The organism is Streptomyces sp. GD-15H (assembly GCF_045291515.1).
In the GTDB taxonomy this organism is placed as follows: Bacteria; Actinomycetota; Actinomycetes; order Streptomycetales; family Streptomycetaceae; genus Streptomyces.
In genome coordinates, this window is sequence record NZ_CP149447.1 from 378,207 (window position 1) to 396,975 (window position 18,769).

The 18,769-nt window shown below is 68.5% G+C and carries 14 protein-coding genes, 1 tRNA gene and 6 pseudogenes; 13 read left to right on the top strand and 8 right to left on the bottom strand.

From position 1 onward, the window contains the following. Window positions 1-65: 65 nt before the first annotated feature. Complete coding sequence (locus tag WJ438_RS01805; protein WP_406723662.1) at window positions 66-1,682, bottom strand: IS1182 family transposase; 1,617 nt, start codon at window positions 1,680-1,682, stop codon at window positions 66-68. 253 nt (window positions 1,683-1,935) lie between these two features. After that, a complete protein-coding gene (locus WJ438_RS01810) occupies window positions 1,936-2,433 on the bottom strand; it encodes an integrase core domain-containing protein (protein WP_406723663.1) in 498 nt (165 codons plus the stop codon). A 42-nt stretch (window positions 2,434-2,475) separates the two neighbouring features. Here WJ438_RS01810 and WJ438_RS01815 point away from each other — a divergent pair. From WJ438_RS01815 to WJ438_RS01825, 3 genes are all read left to right on the top strand, one after another. Next, a tRNA-OTHER gene (locus WJ438_RS01815) sits at window positions 2,476-2,576 on the top strand. A gap of 767 nt (window positions 2,577-3,343) precedes the next feature. Then, the gene (locus WJ438_RS01820) at window positions 3,344-4,183 is read left to right on the top strand and encodes a transposase family protein (protein WP_406723664.1); all 840 of its coding nucleotides are present in this window, start codon (window positions 3,344-3,346) and stop codon (window positions 4,181-4,183) included. A gap of 396 nt (window positions 4,184-4,579) precedes the next feature. Then, on the top strand, window positions 4,580-5,389 hold the full coding sequence (locus WJ438_RS01825; protein WP_406729559.1) for an SAM-dependent methyltransferase: 810 nt from the start codon (window positions 4,580-4,582) through the stop codon (window positions 5,387-5,389). A gap of 261 nt (window positions 5,390-5,650) precedes the next feature. Here WJ438_RS01825 and WJ438_RS01830 read toward each other — a convergent pair. The 3 genes and pseudogenes from WJ438_RS01830 to WJ438_RS01840 form a co-directional block, all read right to left on the bottom strand. Then, window positions 5,651-6,765 (bottom strand): annotated as a pseudogene (locus WJ438_RS01830) (integrase). 193 nt (window positions 6,766-6,958) lie between these two features. Next, window positions 6,959-7,096, bottom strand: a pseudogene (locus WJ438_RS01835) (hypothetical protein); the annotation flags it as partial. Then, window positions 7,093-7,362 (bottom strand): hypothetical protein, encoded by a 270-nt coding sequence (locus WJ438_RS01840; protein WP_406723665.1) that lies wholly within the window; start codon window positions 7,360-7,362, stop codon window positions 7,093-7,095. The gene WJ438_RS01840 and the pseudogene WJ438_RS01835, both read right to left, overlap by 4 nt. A 796-nt stretch (window positions 7,363-8,158) precedes the next feature. On the opposite strand from WJ438_RS01840, the gene WJ438_RS01845 reads away from it, so the two are divergent. Both WJ438_RS01845 and WJ438_RS01850 read left to right on the top strand, forming a co-directional pair. After that, window positions 8,159-9,064 (top strand): TIGR03619 family F420-dependent LLM class oxidoreductase, encoded by a 906-nt coding sequence (locus tag WJ438_RS01845; protein WP_406723666.1) that lies wholly within the window; start codon window positions 8,159-8,161, stop codon window positions 9,062-9,064. A gap of 192 nt (window positions 9,065-9,256) precedes the next feature. After that, window positions 9,257-9,610 (top strand): annotated as a pseudogene (locus WJ438_RS01850) (IS1380 family transposase); the annotation flags it as partial. A 121-nt stretch (window positions 9,611-9,731) separates the two neighbouring features. On the opposite strand, the gene WJ438_RS01855 reads toward WJ438_RS01850, so the two are convergent. Next, the gene (locus WJ438_RS01855) at window positions 9,732-10,448 is read right to left on the bottom strand and encodes an IS6 family transposase (protein ID WP_406723667.1); all 717 of its coding nucleotides are present in this window, start codon (window positions 10,446-10,448) and stop codon (window positions 9,732-9,734) included. A gap of 151 nt (window positions 10,449-10,599) precedes the next feature. Further along, on the bottom strand, window positions 10,600-11,592 hold the full coding sequence (locus tag WJ438_RS01860; RefSeq protein WP_406723668.1) for a hypothetical protein: 993 nt from the start codon (window positions 11,590-11,592) through the stop codon (window positions 10,600-10,602). 203 nt (window positions 11,593-11,795) lie between these two features. Here WJ438_RS01860 and WJ438_RS01865 point away from each other — a divergent pair, with 203 nt between their 5' ends. The 3 genes from WJ438_RS01865 to WJ438_RS01875 all read left to right on the top strand — a co-directional run bounded on the left by WJ438_RS01865 (window position 11,796) and on the right by WJ438_RS01875 (window position 13,789). Then, on the top strand, window positions 11,796-12,548 hold the full coding sequence (locus WJ438_RS01865) for an IS6 family transposase (protein ID WP_406729560.1): 753 nt from the start codon (window positions 11,796-11,798) through the stop codon (window positions 12,546-12,548). A gap of 80 nt (window positions 12,549-12,628) precedes the next feature. Next, window positions 12,629-12,964: a hypothetical protein gene (locus tag WJ438_RS01870; protein WP_406723669.1), complete on the top strand. Its 336-nt coding sequence runs from the start codon at window positions 12,629-12,631 to the stop codon at window positions 12,962-12,964. Window positions 12,965-13,162: 198 nt separating this feature from the next. After that, window positions 13,163-13,789, top strand: coding sequence for a nucleotidyltransferase family protein (locus tag WJ438_RS01875; protein ID WP_406723670.1), 627 nt, complete (start codon window positions 13,163-13,165; stop codon window positions 13,787-13,789). On the opposite strand, the pseudogene WJ438_RS01880 reads toward WJ438_RS01875, so the two are convergent. After that, window positions 13,781-14,590 (bottom strand): annotated as a pseudogene (locus WJ438_RS01880) (IS5 family transposase). The gene WJ438_RS01875 and the pseudogene WJ438_RS01880 overlap by 9 nt on opposite strands. A 462-nt stretch (window positions 14,591-15,052) precedes the next feature. Here WJ438_RS01880 and WJ438_RS01885 point away from each other — a divergent pair. The 5 genes and pseudogenes from WJ438_RS01885 to WJ438_RS01905 form a co-directional block, all read left to right on the top strand. After that, the gene (locus tag WJ438_RS01885) at window positions 15,053-16,396 is read left to right on the top strand and encodes an MFS transporter (protein WP_406729561.1); all 1,344 of its coding nucleotides are present in this window, start codon (window positions 15,053-15,055) and stop codon (window positions 16,394-16,396) included. Between the two features lie 93 nt (window positions 16,397-16,489). Continuing rightward, window positions 16,490-17,107: pseudogene (locus tag WJ438_RS01890) on the top strand (IS5 family transposase); the annotation flags it as partial. A 69-nt stretch (window positions 17,108-17,176) separates the two neighbouring features. Further along, window positions 17,177-17,488, top strand: a complete 312-nt coding sequence (locus WJ438_RS01895; protein ID WP_406723671.1) for a transposase — start codon at window positions 17,177-17,179, stop codon at window positions 17,486-17,488. Next, a complete protein-coding gene (locus WJ438_RS01900; RefSeq protein ID WP_406729562.1) occupies window positions 17,485-18,405 on the top strand; it encodes an IS3 family transposase in 921 nt (306 codons plus the stop codon). Before WJ438_RS01895 ends, WJ438_RS01900 begins: the two co-directional genes overlap by 4 nt. 48 nt (window positions 18,406-18,453) lie before the next feature. After that, window positions 18,454-18,714, top strand: a pseudogene (locus WJ438_RS01905) (MFS transporter); the annotation flags it as partial. Window positions 18,715-18,769 lie beyond the last annotated feature (55 nt).

Below are 18,769 nucleotides of genomic sequence, written 5' to 3' on the forward strand. Positions count from 1 at the left end.
CAGGCGATTACCTCCGGGCCCGCACCGTGTGGGCCCTGCCCGATCTTGGTGGTTAACCCCAATAGTCATGCGGCGAGGCGGAGTTGGAGTCTGGCGAGGTGGCTGTGGTTGGTGCGGTCGAGGGGGTGGCCGTTCCACCAGGCGTTGAGTCGGATGAGGTTGAGGGCGGTGGCGCTGGTGGTGTGGTCGAGGTGGGTCTTCGCGAGGCCGCGGTAGCGGGTTCGGCGCAGGCCGGTGGTGTGGGTGGCCTGGCGGATGGTGCCCTCGATACCGGCGCGGAGCGCATAGTCGCGCTGCCAGGTTCCGTCCTGTTGCCGGGCGCGGGCGGTGCGGATGGCCTCGGTGAGCTCACGGGGGTAGAGGCTGAGCCGGCGGCCCTTTCGTGAGCTGGTGCACTGCTCCTTGGCCGGGCAGGGGATACAGTCCAGGGCGGCGAAGGCAACAACGGTCTTGGCCACGCCCTCCTGGACGACGTCGTTCCAGGTGGCGCTGATCTTTCCGGCCGGACAGACGGCTCGCTTGCGATCCCAGTCGATGGTGAAGTCGTGTGCCGCGAAGCCCTGTTGGGCCTTGGCTTGGTGGGAGGTGTCGAGGAGGACTGGGGTGATCAGGGCGAGGCCGTAGGTTCTGGCGGAGGAGACGATGAGTTCGGCGCTGGGGTAGCCGGAGTCGAGGTAGTGCCGGGCGGGCAGCAGTCCGCGGTGTTGAAGGGATTGGTGGATCGGCTCCAAGGCCTTGGTGTCAGGCAGGGTGGAGGCGGTGGTGGCCACGTTGGTGATGATGTTCGGGCGGGCGGGCCGGTCTCCGTCGGCCTGTGGGTGACAGGTCTCCGAGACGTGGAGTTTGTAGCCGTTCCAGAATGTCTCGCGTTTGGCGGACCACCGGGTGTCGGTGTCGTAGGGGGAGGCAAGGCGTATCGGGGCGGGTGGCAGGCCGTCGCCGTTGTCCTCGGCGCGCTCGCGGCGCCGGATCCGTAGTCTGCCGTTCCGGTCCGGGGTGCGGATGTAATTCTGCAGCAGCACGATCCGTAGGGTCTGGACCGCGGGCAGTTCGCGCAGCCATGCCGGGGACGAGGGTGCATACACGGCCTGCAGCAGGGTGTAACCGTCGGTGGCGTAGTGCAGGGCGAGTTCGTGCTGCTTGGTCTTGGAGGCGGGCAGCCGCCAGTTGTCGATCCGGTCCGCGTAGCGGTGGCTCCAGTCCTCCACCACCAGCACCTGATCGACCCATTCGGGGCATGCGGCGGCCAGCGCGTTCAGGGCGGCGCGGACGCTCTCGCCGACCAACTCGAGGCGGTTCAGATCTCGCACCGCGGCAACGATGTGGGTGGAGTCGGTGCGCTGGCTGCCGCCCGCCTGCACCAGTTCCAGGGTCTGCAGGCGCTCCAGCAGCAGGTCCAGCACACGTTCCTCCAGGCCGTGGGCGACGACGCGGGAGCGGAACTCTGACAGCACGCTGTGGTCGAAGCCCGGGTCCTCCAGGTCCAGGCCGAGTGCGTATTTCCAGGCGAGGTTCTCGCGAACCTCGTCAGCAGCCTGCCGATCGGTCAGGTTCGCGGCCTTCTGCAGCACCGTGACCAGCGCCAGACGCCCCGGCGACCAGCCCGGCTTGCCCACCTGGCCGAACGCGTCAGCAAAGGCCGTGTCCGGGAACAGCTCCCCGAGCCGGTCACGAACCTGCACCGCCAGCGGCGCCTCCCGCCGGCCCGATACATCGCCCGGATCGCCGCCGCGACCTGCGGATCCGGCTCAGGCCAGGACTGCGGCTGCATCGACACGACACACTCCGATCCCCAAGGAACCACGACAAGATCAACGATCAGCATGATCCCATCCGCCGGAGCCGTCGTTCCTCAGCGATAACTCCGACTCACAGAAGGTGAATTGGAATTAGCCACCAAGATCCTGCCCTTGCCGAAAACCACATCCATCCTGGTCAGGCCGCATGCCGGTACTCGTGGAGGGTGCCGCCGAGTCGGGCCCGTCGTCGTATGTCCAGGTGGACGATCCGGTCCGGGTCCTCGATCGGGGCGGGCAGCGGGTGGAGGGGGCGGGCGTTCGCAAGGCCCTGGTGCGGCCTGTGCTCGTTGTAGAACGTCTCGAACTCGCGCAGGGCGTACAGGAGATGGCGTTGGTTCCAGATCAATGTGCGGTCCGGCAGCTCTCGTCGGCAGGTCTGCACCCACCGCTCCATGATCGAGTTCATTCTCGGTACCCGGACGCCGCTGAGCACCACCTGGATGCCCGCGTCGTTCAGGACAGTGTCGAAGAGCTCGGGGAACTTGCCGTCCCGGTCCCGGATGAGGTAACGCACTCGGCACCCGGCGTCTTCCAGGTCCATGACGAGATTCCTCGCGGCCTGGGCCACCCAGGACGCGGTCGGATGCGCGGTGGCGCCCAGGACATGGATCCGGCGGTTGGCATGCTCGATCACCGCGAACACGTGCAACCGGGCCCCGGACAAGGTGACGGTCTCGAAGAAGTCGCAGGCCAGCAGGGCGTCGGCCTGGGAGCGCAGGAAGCCGGCCCAGGTACTGGAAGCTCGTTGGGGTGCCGGTTCGATCCCGGCCTCCTTCAAGATCTCCCATACCGTGGACGCGGCCACCTTCACCCCGAGCACGAGTAGTTCGCCATGCACCCTCCGGTAGCCCCAGTTGGGATTCTCCCTGGCCAGGCGCAGGACCAGCACGCGGATCGAGCGTACGGTGCGCGGCCGGCCGCCGCGCTTGGGCCGGGACCGGGCGGCGTGCCGGCGGACGATCAGGTCGCGGTGCCGGCGCAGGACCGTGTCCGGCCGGACCAGCAGTCGCATCCGGCGTAGCACCTCGCGGGGCACGCCGTGGAGCAACGACGCCAGGAACGCCCGGTCGCCGGCGTCGAACCGGACCCGCTGCCCGTCCAGCTGCCGCTCCAGGACGGCAATCTGATGACGCAGGGCCAGGATCTCGACATCCTTCTCCCGGTCGCTCATCGGCAGCAGTCGCAGCATCGCGAAGGTGTTCGTCATGCCCAGGTACGCCAGTCTCAACAGCACGGCCGATCATCATGCCGCCTCCACCGTCCCCCAAGCGAGAGCGCCGACGCGGGTGACCACGGTCGGCACCGAAACCCACTCCCACCTGCATGGATGAGGTTATCGGCAAGGGCAGGGTCTGGACACGGGCGTGCGGGGCAAACTGGAGCCGCTGCGGGGGAAGCTGACCAAGCTTGCCGAGCGCGGCTGGCTGCGCAAGCTGCCCGACGGCCGCTTCACCGTGCGCCTGTGACCGGCACTGCTGCCGGCCGCCGCCGCGAGCGGCGACTCGGGGCGTAACTGCGGTGCCTCCGACGGCCGTTGAGATTGTGTGACCAAAAACAAAGAACACGCCGGGGACACCGTCTCCCTTGTCTACCAGTGCCGCCTCAACCTGTCCACGAGCACCATCGCCTACCTCGCCGGCCTGCTGCGATCCCACCTGAAGACGATCCGCTCCCCGTTCAGGTCGCTGCCGCCGGGCCGGATCGCGGTGCTCGTGCTGGCCATGCTGCGACACGACCAGCGCCTGCTGGACCTGGCCGGCGGCAACGGCGTACCCGAGTCCACCCTGCGGCGCTGGCGCGACGAGATGATCGGCCTGCTCGCCGCCAGGGCCCCGCGCCTGGACCGCGCCCTGCGCGCGATAGCCAGGCGGGGCGGGGAGGTCGTGCTGATCGACGGCACCCTGATCCCCACCCAGCGCCGCACCAAAGCGGACGACCGCCCCAACTACTCCGGCAAGCACCACCGCCACGGCCTGCACTTCCTCGCCCTGACCGACGAGAGGGGCAAGCTGATCTGGATCTCCGCGGCCCGGCCGGGACGGACCCATGACGCCACCGCCGCCCGCCACGACAAGATCGTCGAGCACTTGAAGGCGGCCGGTCTCGGCGCGCTCGCCGACCTGGGCTTCCTCGGCGTGGACAAGCCCGACGACCCCGACGAGCAGGTCATCGTCACCGGCTTCAAGGCCACCCGCGCCCGCAAGCTCACCCCCGGCCAGAAGCAGGCCAACCGCGTCCTGGCCGCCGGACGCGCCCCCGTCGAACACGGCTTCGCGAACCTGAAGGCCTGGCGGGCCCTCACTAAACTCCGCACCAACCCCGGTCACGCCACCGCCCTCCTGCGCGCCCTGCTCGTCCTGACCAATCTCGAGATCAACCGGTGACGGACGATCAAGACCGCAGACTCCCGCCCGCGACCAGCACGAGCACCCCGACCGAGCATCACACCAGAGCCTCCGACCAGCACGTTCGAAGATGGCGAAGCCTCATTGCATCTCGGAAGTGCCCTCGTGATCGTGCGTGCTGGAAGCCTGAAGAACTCCCATCACCGCAGGTCACAGGGCACTTCCTCATTCCCGGCGATATCACCGCCGCACATCAACCGGTGGATCCGGGCTCAGCGGCTGGCAGGTCTGCCGCACTGTTTCACTGCCACGCTCATGCCTCCACTTCAGCTTCGCCCCCGCCCCGTCCGGGACGAAGTCGCTTTCGACAACTCCTGGCGATAGGTTGCCTCTTGAACGACGGCGGTCTGATCTGGAGGACATCGCGTGACCGAAATGCCCGCTGCGTCGAACGAGACGCGTAAGCGAATCAAGACCGACCAGCCGCACACAGCCCGGATCTGGAACTACTGGCTGGGCGGCAAGGACAACTACGAGGTCGACCAGGCTGCCGGAGATCAGATCCGCACGCTGCACCCCGGTATCGGGGATTATGCCCGTGCCGACCGGCTGTTCCTGGGCCGCGCCGTGCGATACCTCGCCGGTGAGTGCGGGGTACGGCAGTTCCTCGACATCGGAACCGGCCTGCCGACGGCCGACAACACGCACGAGGTTGCCCAGCGCGTTGCACCGGAATCCCGGATCGTCTACGTCGACAACGATCCCATCGTATTGGCCCATGCACAGGCCCTGCTCACCAGCACACAGGAGGGCAGAACCGACTATCTCGACGAGGATCTGCGCAACGTCGACACGATCCTGGAGCAGGCTGCGAAGACCCTGGATCTCAGCAAGCCCGTTGCGCTCATACTGCTCGGCGTCGTCATCTTCATCGAGGACGAAGCCGAGGCGTACACGATCGTGCGTCGTCTCATGAATCGGCTGGCCGTAGGCAGCTACCTCGTCCTCTCGCACACCATCACAAGGCCCGACATGCCGGACGTGGACTCCGCGGTGGCGTTCTGGAACCAGCACGGCACTCCCAAGCTGATCCAGCGCACGCCAGAAAAGGTCACCGGGTTCTTCGACGGGCTGGAGCTCCTCGAGCCGGGTGTCGTCTCCTGTAACCGCTGGCGTCCGGATGACAGTGGGGCCGGCATGGCCGCAGAAGTAGCCATGTTCGGAGGGGTTGGCCGCAAAGCCTGATCGTCTTCTACGGCAAGTACGGGCGCGAGCCGCAGCACGGCTGCGGAAGCACCGCGCACGAGCTGGAGGAGCAACCGCCCTCCGCTATGCCCCGAGCCTTACCCCTCGCGGGCTCAACTGCCGCGGCCATCGAGGACTCGTCGGTCACGTCCAAGGCGAGGGGGCGAGCACCAGCGGCGGCCAGGTCATCGATAGCGGCAAGGCGGCGGGCCGTGGCGTATACCGTGAGGGTGCGCCTGCCGAAAAGCTCATCCGCCCAGTTCAGGTGGCATGTCGGTACTCGTGGAGGATGCCGCCGAGTCGTTGGCGTCGTCGTATGTCGAGGTGGGTGATCTGCCCCGGATCGCTGATCGGCATCGGCATCGGCATCGGCATCGGCAAGGGGCATAGCGGGCGGGCGTGGGCGATGCCTTGAGGGGGCCGGTGGAAGTTGGAGAAGTCTTCGAACTCGCGTAGCGCGTGGAGCAGGTGTCGCTGATCCCAGATCAATGTGCGGTCCGGCAACTCCGCCGGCAGGTCTGCACCCACCGCTCCGTGCTCGAGTTCATCCGCGGCATCCGGACGCCGCCGAGCACCACCTCGATCCCCGCGTCGTTGAGGACGGCGTCGAACAACCGCGGGACCTTCCCGTCCCGATCCCGGATCAGACAGTGCGCCCGGCAGCCGGCGTCCTCGAGGTCCATGACAAGATTCTTCGCGGCCTGGACCACCCAGGAGGCGGTCGGATGCGCGGTCGCGCCCAGGATCCGGATCCGGCGGTTCGCGTGCTCGATCGCGGCGAACACGTACAAGCGGGCCCCGGACAGGGTGACGGTTTCGAAGAGGTCGCACGCCAGGAGCGCGTCGGCCTGGGAACGCGGGAAGCCCGCCCACGTGCTCGAGGCCCGCTCGGGCGCCGGCTCGATGCCGGCCTCCTTCAAGATCTCCCAGACGGTGGAGGCGGCCACCGTAACGCCCAGAACGAGGAGTTCGCCGTGGATGCGGCGGTATCCCCAGTTGGAGTTCTCGCGGGCGAGCCGCAGCACCAGCAGCCGGATGGAGCGCACGGTCCGCGGCCTTCCCGGGCGCCTGGGCCGGGAGCGCGCGGCGTGGCGGCGTGCGACCAGATCGCGGTGCCGGCGCGGCACCGTGTCCGGACGCACCACCAGCCGTATCCCGCGCAGCACCTGCGAGGGCAGGCGGTGCGGCAACGCCGCCAGGAACACGCGATCGTTCGGGGGGAACCGAACCTTCTCGCCACCGAGTTGGCGCTCCAGCACCGTGATCTGATGCCGGAGGGCGAGGATCTCCGTGTCCTTGTCCCGGTCGCTCATGGGCAGCAGGCGCAGCACGGCGAACGCGTTCGTCACGGTCAGGTAGGCCAGTCGCAGCAGCACGACCAGCCATCATGCCGGGCTGATCGCCGGCCCCGCGAGAGCACCGATTCCAGCGTCCGTGCTCGAGAACCCGCGCATCCCGCACACCGGCTCCCACCTCGGCGGATGAGATTTTCGGCAAGGGCACCGTCTCCACCACCCACCGCCGGCCCCGATGGTGCTCATCGATGAGCACCTGCAGGGCATCGTGCGCCGAGCGTTTCGGGCGGAACCCGAAGCTGCACGCCAGCATGTCGGCCTCGAAGACCGGCTCGAGCACGCTCTTCATCGCGGCCTGCACGACGCGGTCACGAACCGTCGGGATGGACAGCGGCCTGCGCTCGTCCTTCACCCCCGGCTTGGGATGAACACCCGGCGGGCGGGCGAGGGCCGATACCGCCCCTGCCCCAACTCGTCGGCCACTTCGTCGAGGAGACGGTCGATGCCGTACTCCTCAACGCCGGCCAGGGTGGTGCGGTCGATGCCCGGTGCGCCGTTGTTGGCACGCACCATGGCCCACGCACGCCGGAGCACATCCCTGCGGTGGATCTTGTCTCCCAGCGCGTGGAACCGCCGTCCGGGATCGGCCTCGGCCGACCGGTAAAGCGCATGCTGCAAGGCGCGGACCTTGTCCGAGGGAGAACGTCCCCCGACGGCGGGACTAGCCATACCGGCACTCACCGGGCCCCTCCTCCACTTCATGACGCACCGACGAAGCAGTGGCCCTTCCCTCACCGGGAGTTGTGTTGTCTCCTCGGCTCAAGCGGTACTACGGCCACCTCCGACGCCCACCCGGCCCGCGTCCACTTCCCGGGGTCACCGGTTATAGGACGCGCCGCTTCCGATGACGATTCTCCGCAGGTCACCGGGCCGGGGAGGGCCTCCCCAGTTCCCGCCGCCACCCTCGATACGTTCCGCGCCCCATACGCCGGGGAGTCCTTCACGGCTGCCCGTCCAGGATCTTCACCGCTTCCATGGCCTTCACCCCGATTTCGAAGGGCTCGGCACTCCCTCGTTCCACCCGAAAGAGTGGCTGAGTAACGACGCCGCAGGCTTCGCGTGATGCTACGGACCGTATCGTCGCTCCCCCCTTTTTTTGCAGGGCCTTTGACGCTGGGCTTCGACGCCGGACGTTTCCCTCCGACGCCGCCGGCCTGCTGCCGGGCCCCTGGCAGCTACCCGGACCGGACTTCCACCGGCAGGCGACGACGAGCTTCCGAACAGCAAGAACACCGCTACGTCACGGTGTCACCTCCTGTCCTGCTGGGCGCACGGAAAACGCTCACTGGTGTGGGGTCTCCAGACCGCATGACGCACAGAGATGTATGCATCACCCAACGAACCGACCCGTGTTACGGCAAGATGAAAGGTTCAACGAACATCGTTGCCGTTATCCCTCACGAGAGGACGCACGATGCGCATCGGTTTCACACTGCCGCAGTTCGGCGCGCAGGCCCTCCAGACCACCGACGTCACCCGTTTCGCGCGGGAGGCCGAGGCACTCGGCGCCGCCAGCCTGTGGGTCGGTGACCGCCTGCTCACAGCGGTGTCTCCCAGCGTCGGCTACGGCGGCAGCGGGGACACCGTCCCGGAGGAGTTCCGTACCGCCGCCGACCCCTTCGTCTGGCTCGCCGCTGCGGCCGCTGTCACCGACCGGGTCCTGCTCGGCAGCAACGTTCTCAACGCCCCGTGGTACCCGCCGGCCCTGCTCGCCCGGCAGCTGGCCAGCATCGACCGGCTCAGCGGCGGGCGGCTCCTGGTCGGCCTGGGCACCGGCTGGTCGCCCGAGGAGTACCAGGCTGCGGGTGTGCCGATGAACGAGCGCGGTGCCCGGCTGGACGAGTGCCTGGACATCCTCGAGGCCTGGTGGACCCGCGACCCCGTGGAGCACAAGGGCTCCCGGTGGACCATTCCTCCCAGCCACGTGCAGCTCAAGCCGGCCGGCAGCCCTCGCCCTCCGGTCTATTTGGCGGGCTTCGCACCGCGCGCGGTGCAGCGGGTCGCCCTGCGCGCCGACGGCTGGCTGCCGGTCGCCGCGCTCCCCGGCGGCTTCGACCCCGCGGCTTCGATCGCCGAGCCGATGGCACGCATCCGCGCGGAGGCCCGCCGGGCGGGGCGCGCCCCCGAGGAACTGGACGTGATCCTGCGCGTCAACCCCTCCTCCCGGACCACGGCCGACGACATCGCCGACGCCCTGAAGCGGGCTCACGGCGAGGCCGGCATCGATCACGCCTTCGTCGACCTGATGTACCTGGCACGCGATGTCGACCACGCGCTCCAAGTAGGCGCCCAGGTACTGAAGGCCGTCGGCATCCGCTGAGGGTCAAAGTGGGACGCTCATCGCGCCACCTGGCACCTCCCTCGCCGGGTGGGTGAGCACGCCGAACGGGCCGACGCGAGAAGCGCCTACGAGCGGGCTAACCTGCGCGTTTCAGTTGCCAGGGTGTCCGGATCTTGATCGGAAAAGCGAAAGTGCCTTCTGAGCTGGGAAGATGAGGCTTGTCGAAGGTCTCTGTCATCCCAGCAGGAAGGCACTTTCTGCGTGCGCCCTGCCCGGTCGCGTCCCCAGCTCGTCGTGTCGGCCGACGGTCACGGGGTGGTGAGCCACGCCGGATCCCGCCTGCTGGCCGATCTCGCCGATGCCACCGGTCTGACCAGCGCCTTCACGGACGCGCTGCGTCGATTGCGACCGCGTGGTACCGGGCACGACTCCGGCCGCATCGTGGTCGATCTCGCGGTCATGCTCGCCGACGGCGGCACGGCGACAGCGGACCTGGCCGTGCTGCACGACCAGGCGGAGGTGTGCGGCGCCGTCGCCTCATGTGACCGCCGCTGGCTGCGGCTCGTAGAAGGTGCCGTCGCGGAGCATGGCGAAGAGGACGTCGGCTCGTCGTCTGGCGAGGCAGAGGAGGGGCGTTGTCAGGTTGAGCGAATGCTCTAGAATGTGAGCCGGTTCGGCGCGTTCCAGCTGCGGTGGTGATAGCGGCTCAGGCTACGGCGGGCCTGGCGACGCCGGTGACCTGCTCCCAGACGGCGAAGCGGACGGTCATCTCGGCGCGGTAGTTCGGGGCGGTCATCCGGTGGCGGCGGGGCCGGAAGTGGGGTGAGATGCCGCTGAACGCGGACAGGAATCGCTGTGCCCCGCTGGCCGAGCGGAAGCCCTTCATGGCGCGTTCCCGCTGCCGGGTGGGCTGGTGGCTGTTCTCCGCACGGTTGTTGAGGTACTTCGAACTGCGGTGTTCGACGGAGGGCATGACCTCGCGGTGGGCGGCGCCGTAGGAGCGCAGTTTGTCGGTGACGACCACCCGGGGCACCGCGCGCGTCTTCTGCAGCAGGCGGCGGAAGAACCGCCTGGCCGCCGCGGTGTCCCGGCGGTTCTGCACGAGGATGTCCAGCACCATCCCGTTCTGATCGACGGCCCGCCACAGGTACTTCCGCTCGCCGTTGACCTTCACGAACACCTCGTCCAGATGCCATGTGTCCCCGGGCCGGGGCCGGCGGCGGCGCAGGCCGTGGGCGTAGGCCTGCCCGAACTTCGTACACCAGCGGCGGACGGTCTCGTGGGAGACGAGCACGCCGCGCTCGAGCATCAGCTCCCCGGCCTCGCGGAACGACAGCGGGAAGCGGAAGTACCGCCACACGCAGTGGGAGATCACCTCGGCCGGGTACCGGTGCCCCTGGGACGACGGCGACGCGCTGTCCACGGACGGTCCCCCTCCACCATGACCAACCCGAAGATCATCCCACCCGGTCAGCCAACGTGACAGCACCCACCCGCGCCCAACCCCTGTACGTCGGGCACCGCCCACGGCCTGTCGCCGCGGGCGGTGCCCACCGGCGCAGGCCCGGCCCCGGTCACAGTTTCAGCAGCGCCTTCAGCAGCGGGCCGCGCTGCGCGATCTTGCCGACCTTCTTGTCGTCCGGATTGTCGGGAACGGTCACCTTCACCACGGACGGCTGCCCTTCGCCCTCGTCCCCCTCGAGGACCGTCACCTCGGACCCCTTGTACTGCGGCTGGCCCTTGAGCACGGCCTTGACGGTCTCGGAGGCCTTCAGCGCGGACTTTTTGCTGCGGGCGACCGCGCAGACGACTCCGGAGGTGTCGTCGGCGGACCGGGCGAGCTGGCCGATCGCCAGGTGCGAGAGCTCCTTCCCGCCCTGGCGCGGGTCGATGCCGCTTTGGCGCGGTTCGATGCTCACCGAGTAGACGTCACCGAGACAGGCGGCAAGCTGCCGGTACTCGGCCTTGTCGGCGAGCGCCTTGCCGTCGGCGGGGTGGAACACCCGGGTGCCCACCGGGCGGACGTGGGTGAACTCCTGGTCGGACACGGTGTAGTCATTCTGGCTGTCCTCGTCCCCGCCCCAGACCGTCACCCCGTCTTGCTCGCGCTCCGGACGCCCTTCGGCCTTGAACTTCTTGATGATCGACTCGGAGTCGAAGGCGCCACGCCAGTAACCGGCCATGAGCGGGGAGTCGATCGACTGGATCCACAGCCTTTCTTCGACCTGGTCCGGGTCGATCCGGTAGCTCGAGACAGCCGAGCCGCTGAGCTCGGTGGCGAACTCCGAATCGGGGAACGGCTGGAAGTCGGCGAACCGCTCCGGGGCCTCCTTCGTCAGCTCCCGAAGCCTCGCGCTGTCCGTATACCCGACGCTCCAGGTCCCGGGCTCGGACGAGACCTTCCCGAGCGCCGCGGACAGTCCTGAAGCGTCCTCGGAGTCGGATCTCGAGCCGGAGGTGAGGGAACAGCCGGTGGTGAGCAGCAGACCGCATACGGCAGCGACGGCGGCCGGTCTTCGGGCCGGAGCCCCGGTGGTACGGCGACGGCGATCAAATGATATGGACATGATCGGTCAGGTTATCGGAAAAGGCGGCCAGGGTGGGAATCCCCCGATTGTGCGACATCCTGCGGGTTCGCCCTGGCTTTCATCTCCCGTTGCCGCAGGTCAGCCGGGCAGACGGGAGCGATGGATCCGCCTAGATCATGATGGTTCTTCAGGAGTCCTGAAGAACCATCATGATGGCGCTGTCACGTTGGCTGACCGGTGGGATGATCTTCTGGTTGATCAGGCTGGGAGGGTCGTCCGTGGACAGCGCGCCGTCGTACAAGGGGCACCGGTATCCGGTCGAGGTGATCTCCCACTGCGTGTGGCTGTACCACCGCTTCCCGCTGTCGTTCCGCGAGGCCGGGGAGCTGATGCCCGAGCGCGGCGTGACCGTCTCCTATGAGACGGTGCGGCGGTGGTGTGGCAAGTTCGGGCAGCAGTACGCCAACTCGTTGCGCCGACGGCAGCCTCAGCCTGGGGACAAGTGGCATCTGGACGAGGTCTTCATCAAGATCAACGGTGAGCAGCGGTACCTGTGGCGGGCCGTCGACCAGGACGGCAGCGTGCTGGACATCCTGGTGCAGAACCGGCGCGACAGGGCCGCGGCCAGGCGTTTCTTCCGCAGGCTGATGAAGAAGACCGGTACGGTGCCGCGGGTGGTCGTCACCGACAAGCTCCGCTCCTACGGCGCGGCCCACCGCGAGGTCATGCCCTCCGTGGAACATCGCTCGCACAAGGGTCTGAACAACCGGGCGGAGAACAGCCATCAGCCCACGAGGCAGCGTGAACGCGCGATGAAGGGCTTCCGCAGTACCGGCGGGGCGCAGCGGTTCCTGGCCGCATTCAGCGGCATCTCGCCCCACTTCCGGCCCCGCCGCCACCTGATGACCGCCTCGGATCACCGAGCCGAGATGACCATCCGCTTCGCCGTCTGGGACCAGATCACCGGCGCTGCCGGCCGACCTACCACGGCCTGAACGCAGGCCCGAAGCGCAAGCCCACCACGCCCCCACGCGCCATCAGACACTCACACACCCAACAACGTGACAACGTCGTCTTGACAATTACTCCCGAACACAGCAACCACGGAAACCCGGCAGTCGGCGGTCTGCTCGCAACAGATGTGGGGCCGCGCCTGTTCGCCATCGGCGCCTACCTTGGCGAGACCGTCCGGCATAATCTTGGTGGAGTCTGGGAAACCGATGACGAGGACCCGTACGGCGAGATGAACATCGCTCTCCGCCTGCCCGATGGCTCAATCGTCTGGCCCGTCCAGCGCGTGATCAAACGCTTCCGGAACGGCCCTGAAGACAGCATCGTCGGTTACGCAACCGGACTTGGCCTGCGCCTGGCCCTGCCAAATCGCCGACGAACATGGTTCCGTCGCAACTGACCGGCATATGCCGCGAGACGCGGATGCCCAGACGTACATGAGACAGAACCTGAAGCAGCGTCCCACCCAACTCTGAGTACCGCAGGTCAACTCCTCGCCCTGCCCACACTTACTGATCGTTTCAGAATGAGATCCATCAGGAGGGCCTCGAAGGCGGTACGCAGGCACTGTTGGCCTGCCGCGTGGTAGGCATGAGCGGTGATTGGTCGCCTCCCGCTCGACGAGCAGCTCGCTGCCCTAAAGTCTGTGCTGTCCCGTAACGAGGTGCTGCTGGAGGTGCTGAACCGCACGGCGCGATTGGGGCTGCCGGGCTGGTACCTGACGGCAGGCTGCCTGTTCCAGACCGTCTGGAACGTGGCCACGGACAGGCACCCCACCAGCGGGATCAAGGACTACGACGTCTTCTACTTCGACAATCACGACCTGTCGTGGGAGGCGGAGGACGCTGTGATCAAGGCCGCCGACGATGCCTTCGCCGGATTGCCGGCAGAGGTCGAGGTCCGCAACGAGGCCCGCGTCCACCTCTGGTACGAGCAGAAGTTCGGCGTCGAGTGCGCCCCCTACGCCTCCACCGAGGCCGCCATCGACAGCTTCGCAGCTACTACCTGCTGCTTGGGCGTGCGCCTGAAGCGGGATGGGCGGTGGCGCGTCTATGCACCGCACGGACTCGCCGACGTGTTCAATCTCGTCGTCCGGCCCAATCCAGTGCTTGCTCCGCGCGAGGTGTACGAGACCAAGACGGCCCGCTGGCGACAGCAGTGGCCCGAGCTGACCGTGCTCGACTGGCCTTCAGAACCCACCACCCTGACGCCTGCCTCAACCTGATGCGCGGAGCCGACGCAGACAGATGATGCTGCACGCGAGTTGAAGCAGGCCGACGTGGAGGTCAGCGCGCCGTTCGTAGCGGACACGGAGTCGCTTGAACTGGTGCAACCAGGCGAAGGCGCGCTCGACAACCCAGCGCACCTTGCCCAGCCCCGAGCCGTGAGCGACACCGCGTCGGGCGATCAACGGTTTGACGCCGCGCTTCCACAGCAGGCGGCGGGTACTTGTCGAAGTCGTAGCCCCGGTCGGCATACACCCGTCGGGGCTTGCGGCGAGGCCGTCCTCGCACGCCCCGGATCGGCGGGACCGCGTCCAGCAGCGGCAGGAGCTGGGTGACGTCGTGTCGGTTGCCACCGGTGAGCGTGACGGCGAGTGGGGTGCCGTGCCGGTCGACGATCAGATGGTGCTTCGAGCCGGGACGCGCGCGGTCGACAGGCGAGGGCCCGACGTGATCCCCCCTTTCAGAGCTCGGACGTGCGAGCCGTCCACGGCACAGTCGTCCAGGTCCAGCAGGTCCGCGCGGCGCAATTCGGACAACAGGGCGGTGTGCAGCCTCGGCCAGACGCCGGCCTCGGTCCAGTCCCGCAACCGGCGCCACGCGGTCACCCCGGAGCAGCCCACTGCCTCCGCAGGGACGTCGCGCCAGGCAACACCGGTCCGCAGCACGTACATGACTCCCGCGAGGGCTGCCCGGTCGGGAACACGCAGTCGGCCGGGATAGCGCTGCCGCCGCTCGGGAGCAGGCGGCAACAGCGGAGCCACCCGCTCCCACAGGTCATCCAGAACAAGATCAGTACGCACCCCGGATACCCTGCCGACCAAGATCGCCGGGCACAAGGCCCGCGGCTCAACTCATTCTGAAACGATCAGTTAGAGGTCGCGCGGATAGGCGGGAGTTCTGTCCGACGGCGCCGGCTCGGCCGGGCGTGACGGGGGACAGGGGCTGGGTGTGGTGCGGGGGTGGCTGACAGGTCTGCGGCGGAGTGACGTCAAAGGATCACTTGCCGTCGGCTCCGGTAGCATCGGCGCCATGTCCGGTGCTTCGTGCGCGGCTTGTGCCGCGGTGACGAGGACGCTCCGCTAGCGGCGGGGCGTTCCTCTCACTTCTGTTGAACGTTCTGCTGCTTCGTGGTTGAACCGGAGCGGCACGTTCGTGCTGCTCGGAACTTCTTCCGGGCAACGGAGCACTCGATGGTTTCAGGCATTCCCTCTTCGCGCCGGGACGAATCGTCCCCGGTGCGCGCGTGGCTGGTGCTGTGCTGCATGGCCATGCTGCAGTTCTTCATCGCGGTGGACGTGACCGTGGTCAACGTCGCCCTGCCCTCGATCGGCGCCGCCTTCGGGGTCGACGGGCACGCCCTGGTCTGGGTCGTGGTCGGGTACACGATCACCGGCGGCGGGCTGCTGATGCTCGGCGGCCGACTGGGCGACGTGCTCGGCAGGCGCCGCATCCTCCTGCTCGGCACCACGCTCTTCGGTGCCGCGTCCCTGCTGGCCGGGCTCGCGCCGTCCTTCGCCGTGCTGGTGACGGCCCGGCTGCTGCAGGGTGCCGGAGAAGCGATCGCGCTTCCGGCGGCGATGGCGGTGATCGTGCTCATGTTTCCCGAGGGGCCGCGCAGGTCGCGGGCGCTGGGCGTGTGGGCGGCCGTCGCGAGCTGTGGCCTCGTCCTCGGGTTCGTGGTCTCCGGGATCATCACCGAGCTGCTCGGCTGGCGGTGCATCTTCCTGGTGTCCGTGCCGTTCATCCTGGTCGTGCTCGCGGCTGCGGCCATTCTCGTGCCGAGCGAACGGCCTGCCGGGCCCGCACCGCTGGACCTTCCCGGTTCGCTCCTGCTGGTCGCGGCCCCGCTGCTGTTCACCCTCGGCGTCATCGAGGCAGGAGGGGCGGACGGCCCGCTGCCCTGGCTGCCGCCGGCGGCGCTGGCCGGCGCAGTGGCAGCCGGGGCCCTGTTCGTCGGGGTCGAGCGCCGTGCACGGAACCCGCTCGTGCCGCTGCGGTTCTTCCGCAACCGGCCGCGCGTCCTGGCCAACCTCGCCACCGCTCTGCTGAGCGCGGCGCTGTCCACCTCGTTCCTGCTGTTCACCTACTACCTGCAGGACCGGTGGGGCGCCGGCCCGCTCCGGGCCGGTCTGACGATGCTGCCCCTGGCGGTGTCCCTGATCGCGGCCTCGGTGCTGGTGCCCCGGCTGCTCGGACGGTGGGGCGCCCGGGCCTGTGTCCTGGCCGGCATCGGCTTCACCGCGCTGGCGATGGCCGCCATCGCCCTGGTCTCCTCCCTGGGGGCCACCGGCCCGGCGATGATTCCGGCCATGGTGCTCATCGCGGCCGGGATGGGGTTCGGGATCGTCGGGCTGCAGTACGTCGCGGTGACCGGCGTGACCGAGGACGACGCCGGCATCGCCTCCGGCGTCCAGCGGGCCGCCGACCAGCTGGGCGGTTCCATCGGGATCACGCTCTACGTCGGCATCGGGTTCGCTCCCGCCCTGGACGGCACCGACCCGTTCCTCGCCAGTAGTTTCCTGGCCGTCGCCGGGCTCGCCGCGGCCGGGTGCGTCGCCTGGCGGATCTCCCTGCCCGCCGCGGTGACGGAGGAGACGCTCGGGTGATCTTGGGCAGGGCTGCGCCCGTCCGGCGGCCCGGCCGGGCGCAGCCCGGGAAACAACAGGTCCACGATCACCACCGGGCAAGCAGGAGGTCACGTGCCCGTCCTGCCTTCCTCCATCACCGCCCCTCTGTGGGAGCAGTTCCACGCGTTGATCCCGCGCCGCCAGGTCGTTCATCCGCTGGGCTGTCATCGGCCCCGCGTCCCGGACAGGGTCGTGTTCGACAAGCTCCTGGCCCGGCTCGTGCTGGGCGGCACCTACCAGCAGCACGCCGACCACCGGGTCTCCGCGACCACGCTGCGGTCCCGGCGGGACGAGTGGATCGCCGCGGGAGTCTTCGAAGCCCTGCACCGGGCCGCGCTGGAGGCCTGTGACCAGGCCATCGGCCTGGACCTGGATAACCTCGCCGTGGACGGGTGCATCGTGAAAGCCCCCGGCGGCGGGGAGAACACCGGCCGCTCGCCTGTGGACCGCGGGAAATCGGGGACCAAACGGTCGCTGCTGGTCGAAGGCGGCGGGCTCCCGATCGGGTGCGCGCTCGCCGGCGCCAACCGGCACGACTCGCCGCTGTTACGCCCCACCCTGGAGATCCTTGGGCGCTTCGGCTTCCATCTGCCCGACCGGATCACGGTGCACCTGGACTCGGGCTGCGACTCTCGCGTGACCCGCAACCCGCTGACCGAGCTGGGCTGCGGATGGCGGATCACCCCGAAGTGAGCTTCCCCCGAGATGCGGTGGAGGGTGACAGAGGGTCGGATGGGTCTCATGAGAGGAACCCACACGATGCCCGCACCGAGGAAATACCCGCTGGAGTTGCGTGAGCGTGCGGTGCGGATGTACCGCACGGCCGAGCCGAAGCCCGTGATCCGCCGTCTGGCCGAGGAACTCGGCGTGCACCACGAGGCCCTGCGCAACTGGATCCGGCAGGCCGAGGCCGACGCCGGCGAGCGGGGCGATGTGCTCACCACCGCCGAGCGGGAAGAGCTGACGGCCCTGCGCAAGGAGAACGCCCAGCTCAAGCGGTCGAACGAGATCCTGAAAGCCGCCTCGGCTTTTTTCGCCCAGGAACTCGACACGACCCGGCGCAGGGACTGACGTTCGTCGACGAACACAGTGACCTCGGTGTCGAGCCCGTCCTCCGGGAACTCTCCATCCCCTCGTCCACCTACTACCGCTGGCGCCGTGCGGAGAAGGAGCCGTGCGCCAGGAAACGCCAGGACGCGGAGCTGACCGAGCACATCCGCAAGGTCCACGCCGACTCCGGCGGGATCTACGGTTCGCCGCGCGTGCATGCCGTCCTGAAGCGCGAGGGCGTGTCGATCGGCCGTAAAAGGGTCGAGCGGCTGATGCGCGAGGCCGAGCCGGCCGGCATCAGCCCACGCCGCCCGAACAGGGGCTTCACCCGCCGCGCCCCGGACGCCACCCTCGCCCCGGACCTGGTGCGGCGCGACTTCACCGCGAGCGCGCCGGACCGGCTGTGGGTCACCGACCTGACCATGATCCCCACCGGCGAGGGGCCGCTGTGGCTGTCGGCGATCCGGGACGCCTTCTCCCGCCGGGTGGTGGCCTGGGAGACCTCCGCCCGCGCGGACGCCGACCTGGTCCTGACCACGCTGGAGTACGCCCTCGCCTCCCGCGAGGTCGCCCCCGGCACGCTCATTCATCATGCCGACCATGGCTGTCAGTACACGTCTATCAAGCTCACAACCCGCTTGATGCGGGCGGGAATTGAGGCGTCCATGGGGTCGGTGGGCGACTCGTTCGACAATGCCCTGGCGGAGAACCTGTGGATGCTGGTCAAGACCGAGTGCCTCCGCGGCCGGATCTTCGCCACCCGGGCCGAGGCCAACCTCGCACTCTTCGAGTATCTCGACGGCTTTTACAACAGCCGGCGCATCCAGAAGCGGCTCGGCTACCTCAGCCCCGTCGAGTTCGAGGAGAAGCACTACGCCGAACAGGCAGCGGCCGAACCGGTGAACCTGAAACCCCGCCAACCCGCCCTGACCAGCTGATCAGCCGCTCCCGCACAGCGGGGGAACCTCAACCCCCGACTTCTCTCCGTGTCCTGGCTGGTCAAGACGGTCGGCAGCGGGCTCTACCTGACTACCAGCACCCTGTTCTTCACCCGGGTCGTCGGACTGCCCGTGCACCAGGTCGCCTCCGGCCTCACCGTCGCCGGGATCGTGGGGCTGGCTGGTGCTGTACCGCTGGGCAGGCTGGCGGACCGGTTCGGCCCCCGGCGGACGTACACCGTTCTGCTCGGCGTCCAGTTCGCCACGATGGCCGCGTTGGCCTTCGCCCGTACCTTCCCGGCGTTCCTGGCCTTGATCCTGACTTGCACGGGTGAGGTATTCGGCAAGCGCAGCGGCAGGCGGT